1 protein-coding gene is annotated in these 19,532 nt (G+C 74.9%); it reads left to right on the top strand.

Annotated features, from left to right (window positions below; all coding sequences use genetic code 11):
- Positions 1–19,532 (top strand): lonely Cys domain-containing protein (locus JS521_RS21225; protein WP_239487601.1); only part of this gene is annotated, 19,532 nt, incomplete at both ends.

Raw genomic sequence — 19,532 nt, 5'->3', positions numbered from 1 at the left:
CACCCGGCGGCCGCGCCCGGGGCCCCGGGGAGCGCCCGGCCCTCACCCCGCCGTCCCACGCCGCGCCCCGGGGCGGCCGCGGCGGCGGCCCCCCCCCCCCGGCGCTGGACCGCACCGACGGCTCCGACGCCGTCGTCGACTACGCGAGGATCGTGGACTTCCTGTTCGCGGTCGACGGCGATCTGACCGCGCTGGCCCCCCACCGGCCCGTCGTGGTGACGGGGGCCGACCTGGCGGGCCCGCCGTCCGCCGACCCACTGGAGACGCCCCTGGCCGGTCAGCGGCTCGCCAACGGCCTGGACCACTGGATCTGGACCACCGGCCGTGGCATCGAACCCGTCCTCGCCCCGGGCGACGGGCCGACCGGGCCGCGCTGGCAGCTGGCCGAGGGCGACTGGTGGGCCGGGTTCCGTCCCGAGCCGTCGACCCCCGAACTGGCCCGGTGGGCCGAGCAGATCACCGGCGACCGCGGCCGGGCCCCCGACGTCCTGCGATGGGTCCGGGCGGCCCGGCTGGTCTACGGACCCACCGTCGACGACCAGGGCGACGCTCTTGCTACGCTGCTGCGCGGCTTCTGGGCGCTGGACCGGACGCGTGCGTCCGCCGGCTTCACGGGCCCGCTCACCTGGAGCGACCTGCGGACCGTGATCGGCGCGTACTTCACTGCCGACGGGCAGGCGGAACCGCCGCTGCCGGTGGCGCTGCAGTTCCTGCTGCTGTCCGCCGCCGGAGCGGTCGGGCTCGACCTGGAGCTGTCGGGGATGGCGATCACCCCGCAGCACCACAGCGTGCGCGCCTGGGACACGGCCACCCCGGGTGGCGTCGTCGAGGACGTCACCGACCAGGACGAGGAGATGTCCCTCTTCGCCCCGGCGCCCGCCGGACAGCCGACCGCACCGGCCGCACTCGCACCCGCCCCCGCCACGGCGTCGGACGCATTCGCCGGACCGAGCGACCCCGTGCTCGATCCCCAGACCAGGATCACCGGCCCGTCCGGGAGCACCCAGGGCCGCAACTGGACCCGGGCGAAGGTCGACCGGGTCCTCCCGGGCACGGTGCGGACCCTGGAGAAGCGGCCGGACACCGCGGCGAAGGTCGTCTCGACCGGCCCGGCACCGTGGCCGGACACCGCGTACGTGGTGATCGCCGACGGCGAGGACGGCCGGGTGCTGCTGCCGGACGGCCGGGAACTCGGCCCGGAGGCGGTGGCCGACGCGCTGGCCGCCGACCCGGACCTGGCGAAGCTCCCGGAGGACGTGCCCGTCGTCCTCGCCGTCCCGTACACCGGCGACCGGTACCAGCAGACCCTGCAGGCCGTGGCCGACCGGCTGGGCCGCACCGTGTGGGGGCCGAGCGGGATGGGACGCGCCGTCCCCGACGGGTCGGGCGGCCACGTCCTCGCGCTGCTGGACCGCGACGCGGACGCCCCGGTCGGCGACTGGGTGTCGGTCGAGCCCTCGACCGCGATCGGGTCCTACCTCGACCGGACGTGGACGGCCCTGGACGGGACCGTGTTCCGCGACAGCGACGTCCTCACCGTGCCGCTGACCGACGAGGACCACCGGCACTTCGGGCGGCTGGCCGTCGAGCAGAAGGACGGCCTGCGGCGGCGGGCGCAGCGGCTGCGCCGCTTCCTCGAACTGCGGGAGCTGTCCCACCGGCTCCCCGAGGGCACCGACGCGGGCACCGAGAACGAGCCGGTCGGTTCGGAGCCGGTCACGACGGACGCGGCCGTCCACGTCTACGCCGGACACGGCGCACCGGGCCGGATGAACCTTCCGCTGCGCGACGGCCGAACGGTGTGGCTGGAGAAGGCGGACGCGGCGGCGTACATCGTGGGCCTGCCCGAGGTACGCAATCTGCCGCGCGGCCACCGCATGCACCTGGAGGTCTGCTGGAGCTCCTCGGACGGCGACCCGCGTCGGCAGTACCCCTCGCTGGGCGACACGCCCCACGTGGACGACCCCCTCGACGACGTGCCGCTCGACCAGCTGGTGGCCAACCTCACCCGCCGGGAGACGGACGGCTCCCTCCGCCAGACCGGCTTCAACGACACCCACCGCATCGCCCTGGCCTCCGCGACCGGCCAGCGGGGCGGCAGGGTCCTGCGCCGCCCCGAACCGCTCGGACCCGCACTCGACGCCCTGGCCCGGGACTTCGGACTGCACCGCGGTCCGGACCCGGTCTCCCCGGAGACGCGGCAGACGATGCTGCGGCTGCTCCGGGGGGTGCGCAGCGTCTTCGGCACCACGTTCGAGGACCACCGCGGCGGGCCGGACGGCCGGTTCGAGCGCGTCATGAAGGGCGTCGTCGCGCTGGAGCGGATGCGGGCGAACGACGGGCCGATCTCCCACCTCACCCCGTTCCGGCTCGACATGCTGGACTTCTTCGTCCAGGAGCACACCGGCCGGGCCCCCGACAAGCGGGGGTACGTGGAACTGCTCGACTTCGCCGCGGAGCGGATCGCCGACGACGAGAACGCCAGACTCACCGACGCGGTGTCCGCACCGTCGCTGGAGATCGCCCTCAAGCAACTGGCGGACAACGGCGAGCAGATGATCCGCCACGTGCAGTCGCTGCCCGCCCCGGCGCCGTTCACCGCCCGGCAGGTCGCCTCGACCCTGTGGGCCACCACCCGTGCGGCCCGGCTGCTGCGCCCGCTGACGCCGACCGCCCGGGAGGCCATGGGCCGCAGGATCCTCCACCTCGACGCCGCCACCGCCTGGGACCGGTCGCGGCAGGAGTCGCTGTGGGCGCTGCTCACCAAGGCGATCGCCGAGGGCGTGGACGCCGGCGACCAGGACGTCATGGCGGCCTATGGCCTCGCGGAGAGCGGCGCGTTCTCCCTGCCCGCGGTGCTCCGGCAGGGTGCGAACGACCAGGGGATCAACTGGTCCGGCACCCCCATGCCCGCCGGGGTCGACTGGGGCAGCGTGCGGCAGATGACGTTCGGGTCCAACGGCAGCAGCATGGCCTCGGTGCAGCCGGCCTGGACCGGCCCGCACAAGCCGATGCCGGTACTGAACGTCGTGGAGGTCGACGGGGCCGGACGGATCGTGCTGCACCTGCCGGGCCGCGCGCCCCTGCCCGTGTCCGAGACCGAGTTCCTGGCCCTGCTGGAGCGGGATCCCGGCCTGCGCACTCTCCCGCTCAAGCACCCGGTGCTGTTCCTGACCACCGGCCCGGGAACCCTGAGCCCCCAGCTGGTCCAGAGGTTCTCCGAGCGCACCGGACGGCCCGCGTACCGTTACAGCGCGCCGATGATGCTCTCCTCCGGCGACCCCGCCACCCCGCTCGGCATCCTCGCGCTGACCGATCCGGCCACGAAGACGCCGGGCACCTGGACCCGCGCCGCCCGGCAGACCAACGCCCCCGCGGCCGCCGCCGGCACGGGCGACCTGATCGTCTTCAGCCCGTCGGACCAGAAGTCCGGCGCACTGCCGGACATCGGCTCCCTGAGCGTCGGCGACCAGGGGCAGCCCCCGGCCGGTTCGCTCCTGTCGCCCGCGACGCTCATGACGAACGCCTCGGGCGCCCCGCGCGGCCGCAATCTCACGGACGAGAAGGTGCGCCAGCTGCGCATCGGACGCGTCCGGGTGTACGAGGAGGAGGCGGGCGCCCCGCCCAAGGAGAAGGCCGGCGAGGACCGGGCCGCACCGTGGGGCGACTCGGCGTACGTCGTCTGGGGCGGAAGCGGCCCGGACGGGGTGCGGTTCCCCGACGGGCGCACGCTGGACGCGGAGCAGCTGGCGGCCGAACTCGCCGCCGACCCCGAGCTGGCGAAGCTGCCCAAGGACGTCCCCGTCGTCCTGGTCGTCCCGCACCTGGCCAACGAGCAGTACCTGGCCTACCTGCGGGCGGTCGCCAACCTGCTGGAGCGTCCCGTGTGGGCCCCCAGCGGCGACGGCCGACTGGTGCGCAACAAGAAGCGCGAGCACGTTCCGGCGCTCATCGACCACGGCGCGGACCAACCCCTCGGCTCCTGGGTGCCGTTCCGGCCCACGAAGAAGGCCGCACCGCTCCCGGACCGCGCCTGGACGGCGCTCGACGGCACGGCCTTCCGCGACAGCGACGTCCTCACCCGGCCCCTGGTCTCCGACCGGGACGAGCGGTTCGGCCGGATGTCGCACGGCGACGACGTCCGGGGCCGCGAGACCCTGATGCGTACCTACCAGCGCGCCAAGAAACTGGTCCACCTGATGGCGTCGGGCAGTCGGACCGCGCTGATCAGCGAGGAGTCCCGGACCCCGGACCCGGCGTCGTACGTGTACGTCGCCCACGGGCTGCCGGGCGGCCTGCAACTCGCCCTGCGCGACGGCCGGACGGTGTGGCTGAGCGCGGAGGACGGCGGCCGGTACATCGGCGGACTGCCCGAGGTCGCCGAACTGCCCGAGGGCCACCGGATGAAGCTGGAGGTCTGCTGGAGCGACGCGCCGGGGAACCCGGCCCTGCCCCAGCTGGACAACCGTCCCGCGCCCGCCGTCCAGGACCCGCTGGAGGAGGTCTCGCTCGCCCAGCACACGGCGAACGTGAGCCGCCGCGTCACCGAGGGGTCGCTGATGAGCAGCGGCTTCCACACCGACGCGCACATCCTGCACGACGCCCCCGGTGGAGTCGCCGGACGCCGCAGGTGGGTCAGCCCCGAGCCCCTGCCGCACGAGCTGGACGCGATGGCCCGCACCGCGGGCCTGCACACCGGGGACGCGGAGGCGGCGCCGGAGGTGCGCGCGACCACCCTCCGGCTGGTGCGGGCCCTGCGCATCGTCTTCGGCCCCGAGGCCGAACAGGACCAGGCCCAGCACGCGCGGCTGCTCCGGGGCATCGGCGCGATGGAGACCCTGCGCGCCAACGACCAGGCACTGAGCCGGTTCACCCCCTTCCGCATGGAGCTGTGGACCTTCATCGCCCAGCGGGTGGGCGGAAAGACCCCGGGCCCCGACGACTACCGCAAGGTCCTGGACCTGGCCGCCGGCCTTTTGGCGCAGAAGCCGGAGGCCCCCCTCGGCGAAGCCATCGGGGATCCGGCGATCCAGCACGCGATCCGGCAGGTCACCCAGTTCGGCGCCCCGCTCGTACGGAACGTGCTGCGGCAGCCCGAGAACGTACCGGTGACCAAACGCGCCGTGACCCAGGCCTTCTGGGCGATGGCGGGCGCCGCCCAGCAGATGGCGGGCCGGGACGACGCGTTCACGGAGAAGCTGGGCCGCCGGGTCCTGCACGTGTTCCCCGACGAGGAGTGGGCCCCGGCACGGAAACAGCACCTGTACGTGCTGACGGCCCAGGCCATCGCGGCCGGACTCGACCCGGCGGACTTCTTCACGCTGTCCGCCTTCCACCTCGCTTCCAAGGGAGCCTTCGGCCCCGCCCACCAACTGCGTTCCGGGGAGGGCTTCCAGGGCTTCAACTGGAGCGGCAGCCCGGCGCCCGGCGGGATCGACCTGCGGGCCGTCGGCCGTCAGGACACCGGTGCCGACGGCGCGTCCCTCCAGCACTTCCGCGCGCCGTGGGCCGCCGAGAGCGAACCCGCGGACGCCATGGTGGCGTGGACCGACACCGACGCCGAGGGCTTCGTGGTCCTCCACCTGCCGGGCATGCGGCCCCTCCGCGTCGCCGACCGCGAGTTCCTGGCCCTGCTCGACCTGGCCCCGCCGCTGCGCACCGTCGCGCTCGGGGTCCCCGTCGTGTTCGTGCTCTCCGGTGCGGGCAGCGGCACGGGACGCGCCGCCGCACTCTCCGAGGCGTTCTCCAACCGCACCGCCCGCAACGGCTGGGCGTACAGCGGCGCGTTGACGGTGGCCCCGACCATCCCGCCCGGTGCCACGGCCATCCCGACCGCTGCCACGGCCGCCCCGCAGCCCGCTGCCACCGCGGCCCCGCTGCGGCTGATCGGACGGCCCGAGACCACGAGCGGCCGGCCGGGTGCCTGGCGCAAGGCATGGCTGCAGGGTCTGAACTCCAGCGTCCTGGTGACCGCCCCGTACGGCGACGCCCTGTTCTCCTCCCCGAAGCCGGCCGCGCGGCTCACCCCCGTACCGGACACGGAACCGGCCACCACCGCGCTCACCACGCCGCGCAGCCTGACCGGGGCCGAGATCACCGTGGGACCGCCGCTCGACCGGGCCGGACTCACCGCGCTGGTCCGCCGGGTGACGAGCCCGGAACCGGTGCGCGGCCTGACGGTCGAACGCTGCCTGGTGCTCCTGGGGACACTCCGTGCCGAGCTGTACCCGCAGGGCGTGCGCCCGGCGCGGACGGTGGACGACACGGCGGTCGGCGTCCCTGCCACGGAGTCGTCCCTGGTGATGGGCCCCGGGTGGCACCGGGTCCGGTCGTGGGACGCGGTGGCCGGAGCGGTCACCGCCCAGGGGCCGGGCACCGTGGCCCTCGTCCTGGCCCACCGCCAGGGAGCGGCCCCCGGGCACGCCTGGGCGGCCTACCACCTCAGCGGCGGCGGTGTGGTGTGGGTGGACCTCTCGGCCGGCCATGGCCGGCAGGTGTCCCTCCTCCCGCCCGCGGTCGCGGCGTCCGACGCCCGTGCCGTCGTCGTCGGACCCGGCGGGCAGGCCCTGGAACACGCTCTCCCCGAGTTCGCCCCGTCCTCCTCCACGGCCCACGCCGTTCTGGACGCGCCGGTCGAGCCCGGCTACGGCGCCATCGGACTGGAGGTCGAGGAGCGCCGCGACCTCTTCCTCGACCTGCCCGGCCGCCTCACCTCGACGCTCGTCCTCGCCCACGGCCCCGGCATCACGCTCGTCACCGACAGCCGGGGCTTCTGGATGACGGCCGACGGCCTCCTCCACGTCAACGAGCCGCAGGTGCCCCCGGGGCAGCCGCGCCCGGTCCGCAGGAACTTCGCCATCGGCGAGTTCGTCCTCGACCCCATGGCCGTCCTCCCCGGCGAGCGCCGGCAGACCCAGGAGGAGGGCATGGCCCAGCTCCAGCGGGCGCGCGCCGCCGGACGGCTGCCGGACGAGCGCCAGGTCGCCGTCCCGCTCACCGAGATGCTGGGCCCGCTCGGCGGCTGGACGTTCACCGAGACCGGGCTGACGGCCAAGGTCAACCCCGCCCCCGAGGGCTTCGACTGGACCGCCTACGGGCAGCTGACCCTCGGCTACCCCACCGTCGGCCTCCGGGAGCTCCAGGACATCGCCCACCAGCGGCTGACCGTCCCCAAGTTCGAGATGGCCGTCGCCGTCGCCCGCAACTTCGGCCAGTCGCTCACCGCGACCTACGCGAACCAGCTCCTCGGCACGATCTCCGTGGAGAGCCACATCGCACCGTTCCTCGCGGCGATCCCCGAGGTCGACGAGGTGTGGGGCTACGGATGGCTGGGCTTCCAGAACGTCGTGGCCGCGCCGGTCGGCGACGTCTTCGACAACGCCCGCCCGCCGGGCACCGACCCGGAGCTGATCAAGAACCTCCTGCCCGCCGCCTCCCGCAACGCCCTGGACCGGATCCTGCGGGCGCTGCGACCCGGCACCCGGGCGTTCCTGAACGACCACCACGACCAGCTCTCCGCCGACGCAGCCGAGCAGCTGGGACGACTGCTGGGCTTCTTCCGGCAGCGGCTGACGCCCCATCTGCCCGCCGACCCCGCGTTTTTCGACACCGCCGGCACGGAGGTGCCGACGCCCCGCGAGCACTGGACCGCCGTCCTCACCGGCCGCACGTCCCAGGGCGAGCCCGTCAGCCAGCGCTACGCCGTCGGCATGGACGACGGCGACTACCCGGTCCTGGACACCGACGACGGCCGGCTGGCCGTCCCCCTGGTCCTCGCCGAGCTGCGGCACTTCGGCTACACCGGCCAGTTCATGACGCCCGAGGAGATCCAGCGCGCCGTCACCGAACTGTCCGCGTTCGGCCGCGCCGCCTACGAGCGCGCCCTGCGGTCCCGGGCGCCGCTGCCCGAGGACGTGCTGCGCGAGTCCGTCCGGCGGATCGTGGACAACCCGGTGGTGCAGGGCGTCGCGGGCTTCCTGATGGTGGCGGCGCGATCCGGCATCCCGCAGGTGGGCGGTGGCACCCGCAGGCCGCTGACCGAGTGGGACAGCCGAAGCATCTCCCTGGCGCTGGGCGAGTACGCGCTGGGCCGGCCCCTGTACGACGGCCACCCCGCGTACCAGGCCCTGCGGGCCGCGCTGACCGAGGCGTACGCGCTGCTGCCGAACATCCCCCCGGGCGGCCGGACGAAGGCCCGGGGTTTCTTCGACGCGGCACGCGGCGCCCTGGCCGTCCTCACCGACCCGGCGCAGACCCCGCCGGTCATGCCCTGGTACGCGGAAGTGGTCGCGACGGACGGCGCCCGCGTCCTCCTGGACCGCGTGATGGTGATCCGGCACCGCGACGCACAGGACATCCCGGTGGGCACGTCCTCCCTGCCGCTGGCCGCCTGGCAGGACGGACTGCGGCAGCACTACGGCCTGCTGCCCCAGGTGACAGGCTTCACCTACCTGCGGCCGGGCCCGGTGCCGCTCGAAAGCCCCGTCCAGGCCCTGCCGTTCGAGGACGCGTACCTGGTCGGGCTGCGCGGCGGCCCCGGCGGCGCGCTCCTCGCGCTGGCCGACGGCACCGACGCGGCGTTCGCCTACGCCCGCATCGTGGACTTCCTGTACGCCGTGGACGGCGACCTCACCGCGCTGGCCCCGGAACGGCCGGTCCTCGTGACGGGGGCCGATCTCGCGGGCCCGCCGCCCGCCGACCCGCTGGACACCCCGGTGGCCGGCCAGCAACTGGCCAACGGCCTGGACCGCTGGGTCTGGGCCCCCGGCAGCGGAGCGGAGGCGTTGCTCGTGCCCGCCGACCAGCTGGCCGGGCCGCGCTGGCAGCTGGCCGAGGGCGACTGGTGGGCCGGGTTCCGTCCCGAGCCGTCGACCGCCGAACTCGGCCGGTGGGCCGAGCGGATCACCGGCGACCGGGGCCGGGCGCCGGACGTACGCCGCTGGGTCCGGGCGGTCCGGCTGGTCTACGGCCCCCTGCTGGAGAACGACGCGACCGCGTTCGAAGCGCTGCTGCGGGGCTTCTGGTCCCTGGAGCAGACCCGTGCGGCCAACGGCTTCACGGGCCCGCTCAGCTGGAGCGACCTGCGGACGGCGGTCAGCGCGTACTTCACCGCGAACGGGCAGGCCGAACCGCCGCTGCCGGTGGCGTTGCAGTTCCTGCTGCTCTCCGCCGCCGGATCGGTGGGGGTCGACCTGGAGCTGTCGGGGATGGCGATCACCCCGCAGCACCACAGCGTGCGCGCCTGGGACACGGCCGTCGCCGGCCCGGACTTCTTCGCCCCCGTCGACACCGCACCCGTCGCCGCGCCGACCGTCGCCGCGCCGCCACCGGCCACCGGCGCGTTCACCGGGCCGAACGATCCACTGCTCGCGCCGGACACCCTGCTGACCGGACCCTCCGGTGCCGCGCAGGGCCGCAACTGGACCGCGAAGAACGTCAGCCGTGTCCTCCCGGGAAGCCTGCGGACCATCGAGAGCCGGCCCGGCACCGCACCGAAGGTCGTCGCGACCGGCCCCGCACCCTGGCCGGACACCGCCTACGTCGTCACCGCCGACGGCGAGGACGGCCGGGTGCGGACGGCGGACGGCCGGGTCCTGGACGCGGAGGCGGTCGCCGACGCGCTGGCCGCCGACCCGGAGCTGGCGAAGCTCCCGAAGGACGTGCCCGTCGTCCTCGCCGTCCCGTACACCGGGGACCGCTACCTGGAGACGCTCCGGGCGGTGGCCGACCGGCTGGGCCGCACCGTGTGGGGGCCGAGCGGCGTGGGCCGGATCGTCCCCGACGGCACGGGGGACGCGCACGTCCTGGTGACGATGGACTCCGACCCCGACGCACCGGTCGGGTCCTGGGTGTCCGTCGCCCCGTCGCCGACCGCCGGACCGCACGAGGACCGGACGTGGAGGGCGCTGGACGGCACCGTGTTCCGCGACAGCGACGTCGTCACCCGTCCGCTGGCCGACGAGAACCACCAGCGGTTCGGCCGGATCGCCGTCCACCGGGGAGACGCGCTGCGGCGGCGCGAGCGCAACTTCCGCGCCCTGCGCAGGATGCGACGGCTCGTCCACTGGACGCCCGCCGGCACCCGTGCCCAGGAGACCGCCTCCGAACCGGTCTCCATGGACGGGGCCGTCTACGCCTACGCCGGCCACGGTGAACCTGGCCGGATGCAGCTGCCGCTCCACGACGGCCGGACCGTCTGGCTGGGCAAGCACGACGCGGCCGCGTACATCGCGGGCCTGCGCGAGGTCCGCGAACTGCCGCCGGGCCACCGCATGCACCTGGAGGTCTGCTGGAGCTCTTCGGACGGCGACCCCGCCCGGCCGCAGCCGTCGTTCGCCCCCGTCCCGCACGTCGACGACCCGCTGGGCGACGTCCCGCTCGACCAGCTCGTCGCCAATCTGACCCGCCGCGACACCGAAGGCTCCACCCGGATGACCGGGATGGACGACACCCGGCGCTTCATCATGGGCGCGGCCGACGGCGGACACGGCCGCCGCGTGCTGCGCCGCCCCGAACCGCTCGACGGGGAGCTGGACCGGCTGGCGGGCGTCGCCGGACTGCACCGGGCCCCGGGCGACGTGCCGCCCGAGACCCGGGAGGCGACGCTCCGGCTGGTACGCGCCCTGCGGGCGGTGTTCGGCGACGCCGTCGAGGACGACCGGGCCACCCCCGGCGGCCGCTACGAGCGCGCACTGCGCAGCATCGGCGCACTGGAGCGCCTGCGCGCCAACGACCCCGCCCTCAACACCTTCACCCCGTTCCGCAGCGACCTGCTCGACTTCTTCGTCCGCGAACACACCGGCCGGGAACCGGACCTTGCCGGATACCAGGCCCTTCTCGACCACGCGGCCGCCCGCATCACGGCCGACCCCGACGCCCGCCTCACCGACGCCGTGCCGTCACCCACGCTCCAGATCACGCTGACGCAACTGGCGGACGCGGGCGAGCAGGCGATCCGCCACGTCCAGTCGCTGCCACCCCAGGCTCCCTTCACCCCGCGCCACGTGGCGTCCACGCTGTGGGCCACGGCCCGGGCCGCCCAGCTCTTCCGCCTGATGACCTCCGGCGCCCGTGCATCCATGGGCCGCAAGGTCCTCCATCTCGACCCCGCCGCCACCTGGGGCCGGAACCAGCAGCAAGCCGTCTGGGCGGTGTCGGCCAAGGCGATCGCCCAGGGCATGGACGCCACCGACCACGACCTGCTCGCCGCGTTCCACCTGGCGGAGAGCGGTGCCTTCGGCCCGGCCGCCGTGCTGCGGCAGGGACCCAACATCCAGGGTGTCAACTGGTCCGGCGCCAACGCCCCCGCCGGGATCGACTGGAGCACCCTGCGCCGGCCCGACGGGACGGCCTCCCACCAGCTCACACCTGAATGGGCCGGCCCCGGCAAGCCCATGCCCCTGCTCAACGTCATCGAGGTCGACCCGACCGGCACCCCCGTCCTCCACCTCCCCGGCCGCGCACCCGTCCCCGTACCGGAGAACGAGTTCCTGGCCCTGCTGGACCTGGCGCCCGCGCTGCGCACGGTCTCTCTCGGTATCCCGGTGCTGTTCCTCACCACCGGACCGGGGGCGCTGAGCCCGGAGCTGGTGCAGCGGTTCTCGCAGCGCACCGGCCGCCCGGCCTACGGCTACAGCGCCCCGATGGCGCTCACCGCCCCGAGCCCCAAGAACCCGCTCGGCATCGTCGCCCTGCCGGACCCGGCGACCAACGCCCCGGGCCGATGGACCGCCGCCGCCCGCCGGTTCACCGCCGCCACCGCGACCGGCCAGGACCAGCCGGCCTTCTTCGGGCCGCCGTCCCCGGCCGACCTGGGGACGGACCCCTTCCAGGACCCGGCCACCGTGCTGCGGGACGACGCCGGGAAGGTGCTCGGACGCGATCTGACGGGCGCCTGGACCGACCGGGTGCGCACCGACCGCGTACGGGAGGCCGTGGACGGACAGGCCGCCCGGGAGCCGGACGAGCCCGCACCCTGGGGGAGCGAGGCCTATCTGGTCGGTGACCGCGCCCTCGACGCCCAGGGCCTGACCCCGGAGGCGTTCGCGGAGAAGCTGGCCGCCGATCCGGAACTGCCCGCGCTGCCGCCCCACGTGCCGGTGGTCCTGGCGATCCCGTACGCCGGAGCGCAGTACCTGGACCTGGTGCGCGCGGTCGCCGGCCGGCTCGGCCGCCGGGTGTGGGCCCCCAGTGGCGACGGGCGGCTCCGACACGACTCGGCGCTCCAGGCGCGCATCCCGACGATGACGGTCCACGACCCCGCCGGCTGGCACGGCGACTGGGTGCCGTTCGACCCGCCCGCGGCGTCGGCGCCCTTCGTGGACCGGCAGTGGACCTCGATCGAGGGCAGGACCTTCCGCGACAGCGACGTGGCGACCCGGCCCCTGGTCTTCGACCGCCGGGAGCGGTACGGCAGGGTGTCGGTCGGCGACGACCTGGACCAGCGCGAGAGGCTCCTGCGGGGGCTCTTCCACCGGCGGCAGCGGATCCACTACGCGGCCACCACCCTGGGTGACCAGGTCGTCAGCACCGAGCCGTACACCCTGGACCCCGCGGTCTACACGTACTACGGACACGGCTATCCCGGCACGCTGGAGATCGTCCTGCGCGACGGCTCGACGGTGATGCTGACCGCGGCCGAAGGCGGGCGCTACATCGGCGGACTGCGCGAGGTACGCGAGCTGCCGCCCGGCCACCGGATCGGCCTCCAGGTCTGCTACTCGGCATCGCCGGGCCATCCCCTCGACCAACCGCAGGAGGGCCGCCCGGTACGGCCCGTGGAGGACCCGCTGGACGAGGTGTCCCTCATCCAGCACACGGCCAACGCCAGTCGGCTGGACGTCGAGGGGCCCACCCATACGGCAGGGCTGGGCGACGACTCCTTCATGCTGGAGGACACCCCCGGCGGGGTGGTCGGCCGCCTGGTGCGCGTCCGGCCGGAGCCGACCGACGCCGAACTGGACCGCCTGGCCGTGATCGCGGGCCTGCACGGCGACCCGGGCACCGTGCCGCCGGAGGTCCGGGCGACCGTGCTGCGGCTGGTCCGCGCGCTGCGCCTGGTCTTCGACCACGCCGTGGAGGACGACCGCTGGGTGCCGGGCGGCGGGTACGAGCGGGCGCTGAAGGGCATCGCCGCGCTGGAGACCCTGCGCGCCAACGACCCCGGCATGCGGCGGTTCACCCCGTTCCGGATGGAGCTGTGGACGTTCCTCGCCCGGCGCGTCGGCGGTGACACCCCGGGCCGCGACGCCTACCGGGACGTCCTGGACGCCGCCCGGCAGCTGATCGGCGGGCAGCCGGACAGCACGCTCTCCGGGATGCTGCCGGACACCCCCCTGACGTACGCCGTCGACGAACTCTCCGGCAGCCAGGGCGAGGACCTGGTCCGCGACGCGGTGGGCCTCCCCGAACCCGTCACGCTGCGGCCCAAGGACATCACCCGCGCCTTCTGGGCGATGGTGGCCGGCGTCGACCTGGTCCTGTTCCGCCTGGACCCGGCGCAGCAGGAGGGCCTGGGCCGCCGCGCCCTCCACCTCGCCGGCACGGAGGTGTGGAGCGACGCGACGACGGCGGAACTGACGTTCCTGGCGGTGCGGGCCCACGCCCGCCGGATCGACATCACCGACCCGCACCAGCTCGCCGCCCACCACCTCCGCGAACTGGGCGCCCTCCGGCAGACTCTCACCGACGGGACGGAGCCCACCGGCTACAACTGGAGCGGACGGCCCGCCCCGAACGGCGTGGAGAGCGACCAGTGGTACGCGCGGGTCAAGGCCGGCAACGACGTCCTCACCCTTCCCCACCCGGCCCAGTGGAGGTCCACGGAGCCGGGCGGAAAGTCCCTGGTGATCTGGACCGGGACCCGGGCGGACGACGGCGGCATCGTCATCCACCTGCCCGGACACACCCCGCTGCCCGTTCCCGACGAGGAGTTGTGGGCGCTGCTGGACCTGGCTCCGCTGGTGACCGACGCGGGCGTCGACGTCCCCGTCGTCTTCCCGATGGCCGGCTTCACGGACGGCAAGGCGCGGCGGACCCAGCCGTTCACCGACCGCACCGGCCGCAGTGCCTTCGGCTACTCCGGACCACTGGACCTGATCGAGGACGACCCGTTCGACCCGCTGCGCATCACCGCCCTGCGGGAGAAGAAGCTGGGGCAGTGGACCAGGACCATCTGGAAGCCCCGGCCGGCCCAGGGCGCCGTGACGGGGACGCCCGGCGGGGCGGTCAAGGCCGGCCCCTCCGCCTGGCCGGTCCACTCGGCCCGGCACGACTCCGGCACCGGTACCTTCCACTTCACGACCGGCGCGCCTCGTCGTGCCGCGGAACGCGACGGGGAGAGCGGCCGACCGGACATCGCCTATCCGTCCGCCGTCCGCATCAACGCCACCCCGGTGTCCACGGCGGACCAGGACGGCGCCCCGGGGCGCGACCCCGCCGATGCGGCGCCCGCAGCCACCGGACCGGTGCCCGCAGCCGCCACCGGCCCGGCCTGGGCCCTACGGTCCTGGCGTCCCGCCGGGTCGCCCGGCACGGCCCGGTTCGCCGCCCTGTACCGCGACCGGGAGTGGCGGCGCCGCAGTACGGCCTTCGAGCTCGCGTTCGCCGCGCACACGGGCCGCGCCGCAGGGCTCACCGAGGCGGCGCGCGACGCGGTGTCCCGCATGGCCGGCGAACTCACCGCGCGCCACGGCGAGCAGGCTGCCCAGCGCGCCTTCTTCGCCCCGGACGCACCCCCGGGCGACCCGGCCGCGGCGCTGGAGCGGCTGCTGACCGCCCCGCCCGGGCCGCTCACCCTCGCCGCGCTCATGACCGCGTTCACCTACGCGGCCCACGCGGGCCACGGCCTGCCCCGCGAGACGGCCGAGACCCTGGCCCGCCCGCCCGGCCGACAGGGGCGCTACACGCCGGGCAGTTCCTACCGTGAGGTGCACGACAGCCGCGGAATGCGCCGCGTGGGCGGCGAGGCGGGCCCCGCGCTACGGCTCCTGCGGACCTACGCCGCGCTCGGTGCGGCACCGGACAGCCTGACCGTCCTGCGCGACGCACTCATCGCCTGGGCGATCCCGGCCGACCTCCAGTCGCTCCACGAGATCCTGCGCGCTTCCCACCGGGTCGGCGGGGGAACCGCCGCGGAGCGCGACACCGCGCTGCGCGACGGCGCCGGACTCCACACCTGGGCGGCCGGCGCGCTCACCGCGGGCTCCCCGGAGGGCGAAGGACGGACGGACCGTCCCGCGGCTTTGGTCCCACCGCACCTCGCCCTGTACGCGGAGCGGATGACGTTCGGCCGTGACATCACCCGCAGCGGCCTGAACCTCCCCGATGACCTCGCGCACCTGGCCGACGCCGCGCTCGCCGGCACGCTGCGCCCGGACACCGCCCGGAACCGGGCGCTTCTCGCCTGGCTCGACCGCTACGGCGACGCGGGCCGGGACGCGCTGCGACGGCTGTCGCCCGCCCATCTGACGGCGATCCACCTGTACAGCGGCGCCGACTACCGTCTGATGAAGGCGTTCCTCAACGGCGAGCGGTTCGGCGCGGGTATGGGGCGTCGACTCGTACGTCTCAACGCCTGGACGATGACCAGCAAGATGGCGGAGGTCGGAGCCGCCGACCTGCTCCCGATGACGCTGCGCCGGCAGCGGGGTTTCACCGCTCTGTTCGACGCCATGTGGGACGTGGACGACCTCCGCGAACGGACCGCCGAGGTGGCCGCCCTGAGGAGCCGTCTGGACGCGATGGCCGACGCGGTGTTCGCGGAGCTTCCGTCGCACGTCGACATGGTCGTCGAGGCGCTGGAGATCCTGCCGCCGCTGCACGGAGACGTCTGGTGGGGCGACCGTGGAATGCCCGGGCCGCTGGGCGCGCCACCGTCCGACGGGCCGGTGTACGGGCGGAACCGCATCACCGTGCCCTTCTTCCGCAGCACGGCGCTGGAGCGGGACGAAGCGCTCGGCTTCATGCACCGGAGCAAGGGAGCCCCCGGCGACTCGCACCTCGGACTGGTCCATGTCGCGGACTCGACCGCGCGGGAGGTCAGCCCGTTCGTGGTGCTGCCGCTGGAGACCGAGGTCCTGTACCCGCCGGGCGCCTCTTTCGACGTCACCACCCGGACGGTCGTTCCCGGCGACACGCTTACGCGGCCGTACGAGAGCATCGACGTCACCGAGGCGGCCGCGACCGGCACGACGTCGGGCACTCCCGACGCGCTCTTCGGCATCGCGCCCCCGGCCGACGCCCGGGAGACGCCGTCCCTTCGCGCACCGGTGCTGCGGACCGTACACCGAGAGGACGGCAGCGCGATCGGCATCGCGTCGTTCGACGACGCCGACTGGGCGGAACGGCAGCAGGAGTACGGCCGCCTGGCCGACGCCACGGGCTTCGTGTCGTGGGAACGCGACGCCGACGGCAGGCCCGTCCCCACCCACCGGGCGCTGCCCGGCGGCGGAACGACAGGGGGGACGTTCTTCTTCGCCTCGCACGGCGGCGGTGACGGGCTCGCGCTCGCCACCGAGGACGGCGGCCGGCGGACGGACGACGGTTCCTACGCCGGGCGGCTGCTGCGGTCGGCCGGCACGCGCGGCTTCGGCAGCGTGACGGTGCTCGCCTGCGGCCCCGGCGACGTGCCCCGCAACCGGGCGGAGGCCCGGGCGCGGGCCGAGCGCATCGCCGACCGGGCGGGACTGCCGGTCCACCTCCCCACCGGCCGGGTGGCGGTGTCCGACGGGCTGCCGCACCTGCTGGAGGACGCCGACGGGCAGCCCACGGAGTGGGTCACGGCCTATCCGGTGGGCTGGACGGGCCCCCGTGTCCCGACCCCGGGTACGTCCGCCGCCGGACGCACCGCGTACCGCTACCCCGCACCCGGACAGTTCAACGTCCAGGGCAGGGTGCTGGACGCCGCCCCCGAAGAGCTCGACGACCTCGACGCCGACCGGGGCACGCCGTGGTCGGTGTCGTCCTGGAGCCCCGCCGGGGCGCCGGGCACACCGCGGTTCACCGGGTTCTACCGGGAGCGCGCCTGGCGACAGGCGAGCGTCGACTGGGAGGACTCGCTCGCCGAGGCGCTGAGCGAGGTCCCCCGGCTCGCCGAGGCCGCCGGGCTCGCGGTGCGCGGGCTGTACGGCCAACTCGCGCTCCGCAACGGGGAAGAGCGTGCGGCACACGCGTTCTTCGACCCGGAAGAGACCCCCGACGACCCGGCCGCCGAGCTGGAGCGGCTGCTCGACGAACCGCCGGGCCCGGAGGCACTGGACGGGCTGATGCGGGCGTTCGTGTACGCGTCCTACGCCGGACCGGGGCTGCCGACCCCCGTCCACGAGGCGCTCACCGAGGGCGGCGGGCGGTTCGGCGGGGACAGCGCCTACCGCGCCGTGCACGACAGCCGCGGCTTCCGCCGGGTCGGCGGCGAGCGGGGGCCCGCGCTGCACCTCCTGAGGGTGGCCGCGGCACTCGGCCTGCCGGCCGAGCTGCTCGCCCCGTTCCGCGCCGCCGTGGCCGCCTGGACGATTCCGTACGACCTCCAGTCGCTGCACGAGGTGCTGCGCGCCTCTCACCTGATCGGCATGGGCGCCGCCGAGGAGCGTGGAGCCGCCACACGTGACGGGGCCGCGCTGCACATCTGGACCGTGGGCGCCTTCACGGAGGACGGCCTGCTGCCGCGCGAGGACGACGGAAAGGCGCCCGCAGCCCTGGTTCCGCCGCACCAGGCGCTCTACCAGCACCGCATGTCCTTCCCGTACGAGCTCACCGGGACGATGGACGTCCCCGACGCCCTCGTCACGATGGCCGACGCCGCGCTCGCCGGAGCGCTCCCGTCCCTCCCCACGCCCAGGTTCCAGGCCATGGCCGCATGGCTGGAGCGGTACGGCGACCGGGGCGCCGCCGCGCTCAGGCAGCTCACGCCCGCCCACATCACGGCCCTGTACCTCTACAGCTCCTACGACTACCGGCTGATGAAGGCGCTGCTCAACGGGGAGCGGCTGGGCCGGGGCGTCAGCCGTCACCTGGTGCGTTTCCACAGCTGGCAGTACCTGCTGGAGTCGGCGCGCGAGGAGGAGCTGGACATGCCGCCGCTCACCCTGGTCAGCCGTCCCGAGTTCGCGGATCTGTACGCCGAACTCACCGAGCTGCCCGACCTCGACACCCCCCACCCCGACCTGGCCGCGCTGCGCCGCCGCGCGGACGCGATGGCCGACCGGCTCCACGACGAGCTGAGGCTCCACATCGACATGGCCATCGAGGCCCTGGAGATCCTGCCGTCCGTCGACCGGACCATCTGGTGGGGCGAGCGGGGTGCGCCCGGGCCCGTCGAGCGGCCCGCGCTGAACGGCCCCCTGTACGGCGACGGCGCCATCGAGGTGGCGTTCTTCCGCAGTACCTCGCTGAAGATCGAGGAGGCCGTCGAGTTCGCGCTGAGCGACAAGCCCGTGCCCGCCCGGTCGCACCGCAGACTGATCGAGGTCGCGAACTCCACGGCCCGCGACGCCGCCCCCTTCCTCAAGCACCTGTCGGAAGGGGAGGCGCTGTACCCGCCGGGCATGCGTTTCGACGTCGTCAGCCGACGGCTCGTCGAGTCCTACCGGCGGCCCCCGATGCTGCACGAGGTGGCGGAGGAGACGACCCCGCTGCCCGACGGCCTCTCCGAGGTGCCGCGGACCGGCCCGGTGCCGTACACACCGGCCGTGTTCGAGGACGCGGTGGACGACGTGTTCGACCTCGGCCGCTCCGACTCCGACCTGTCGGACGTCGAACTGTCGGATGTCGACGGGTACTCCGATACGGACTCCGACGCGGACTCCGGCCTCGTCGCGGACCTCTCGGAAACGGCCACCCGTGCCTACCCCCGGCACGACTACTGGAATGCCCCGTGGGAGGGGCAGGGGACCGCGCCGGCCACGCAGCAGATCGTCGTCCAGGAGATCGAGGCGGACGGCAGGACCGTCGGCAAGGCATCCTTCACCCGGCGCGACTGGGCGTTGCGCGAGCCCTTCTACAGCCGCCTGCCCCAGGCCACCCACTACACGGAATGGAGCCGCGGACCCGCCCAGGAACGCGTCGCCCACCGGCGTCCACTCCCCGCCACGGGAGCGTCCGGCACCTTCTTCTGGACGTCCCACGGCGGGCCGGAAGGCTACGCCGTCGCCGGGGCGAACGACCTGCCCGCCGGCGCCGACAGCGCGGCGGTGGGACGTCTGCTCGGACCGGACCCGGCCGCCGCGGGCTTCACCAGCATCACCGTCCTCGCGTGCGACGTGGCCACCGCCACCGGCGGACCCGCCGGCACCGCACCCGGGGGCGAGAGCCTGGAGCGCGCCGTCCGCCGCGCCGCGGACATCGCCGACCTCACCGGCCTGGACGTGTACCTCAACACCGGTCGCACGGCGATCACCCCGGGCCGGGACGAGGACGGGGGACCGACCGCCGACATCCACCTCCTGGAGGCGGCGGACGGAAGCCCCACCACCGTCCTGCGGGTCCCGCCGAGGTCCCGGGCGGGCGCGGACGCCGTACTGCCCGCCGTCCCGGCC

Source organism: Streptomyces durocortorensis, from assembly GCF_016901035.1.
Lineage (GTDB): Bacteria > Actinomycetota > Actinomycetes > Streptomycetales > Streptomycetaceae > Streptomyces > Streptomyces durocortorensis.
This window is presented reverse-complemented; position numbering and strand designations above follow the sequence as displayed.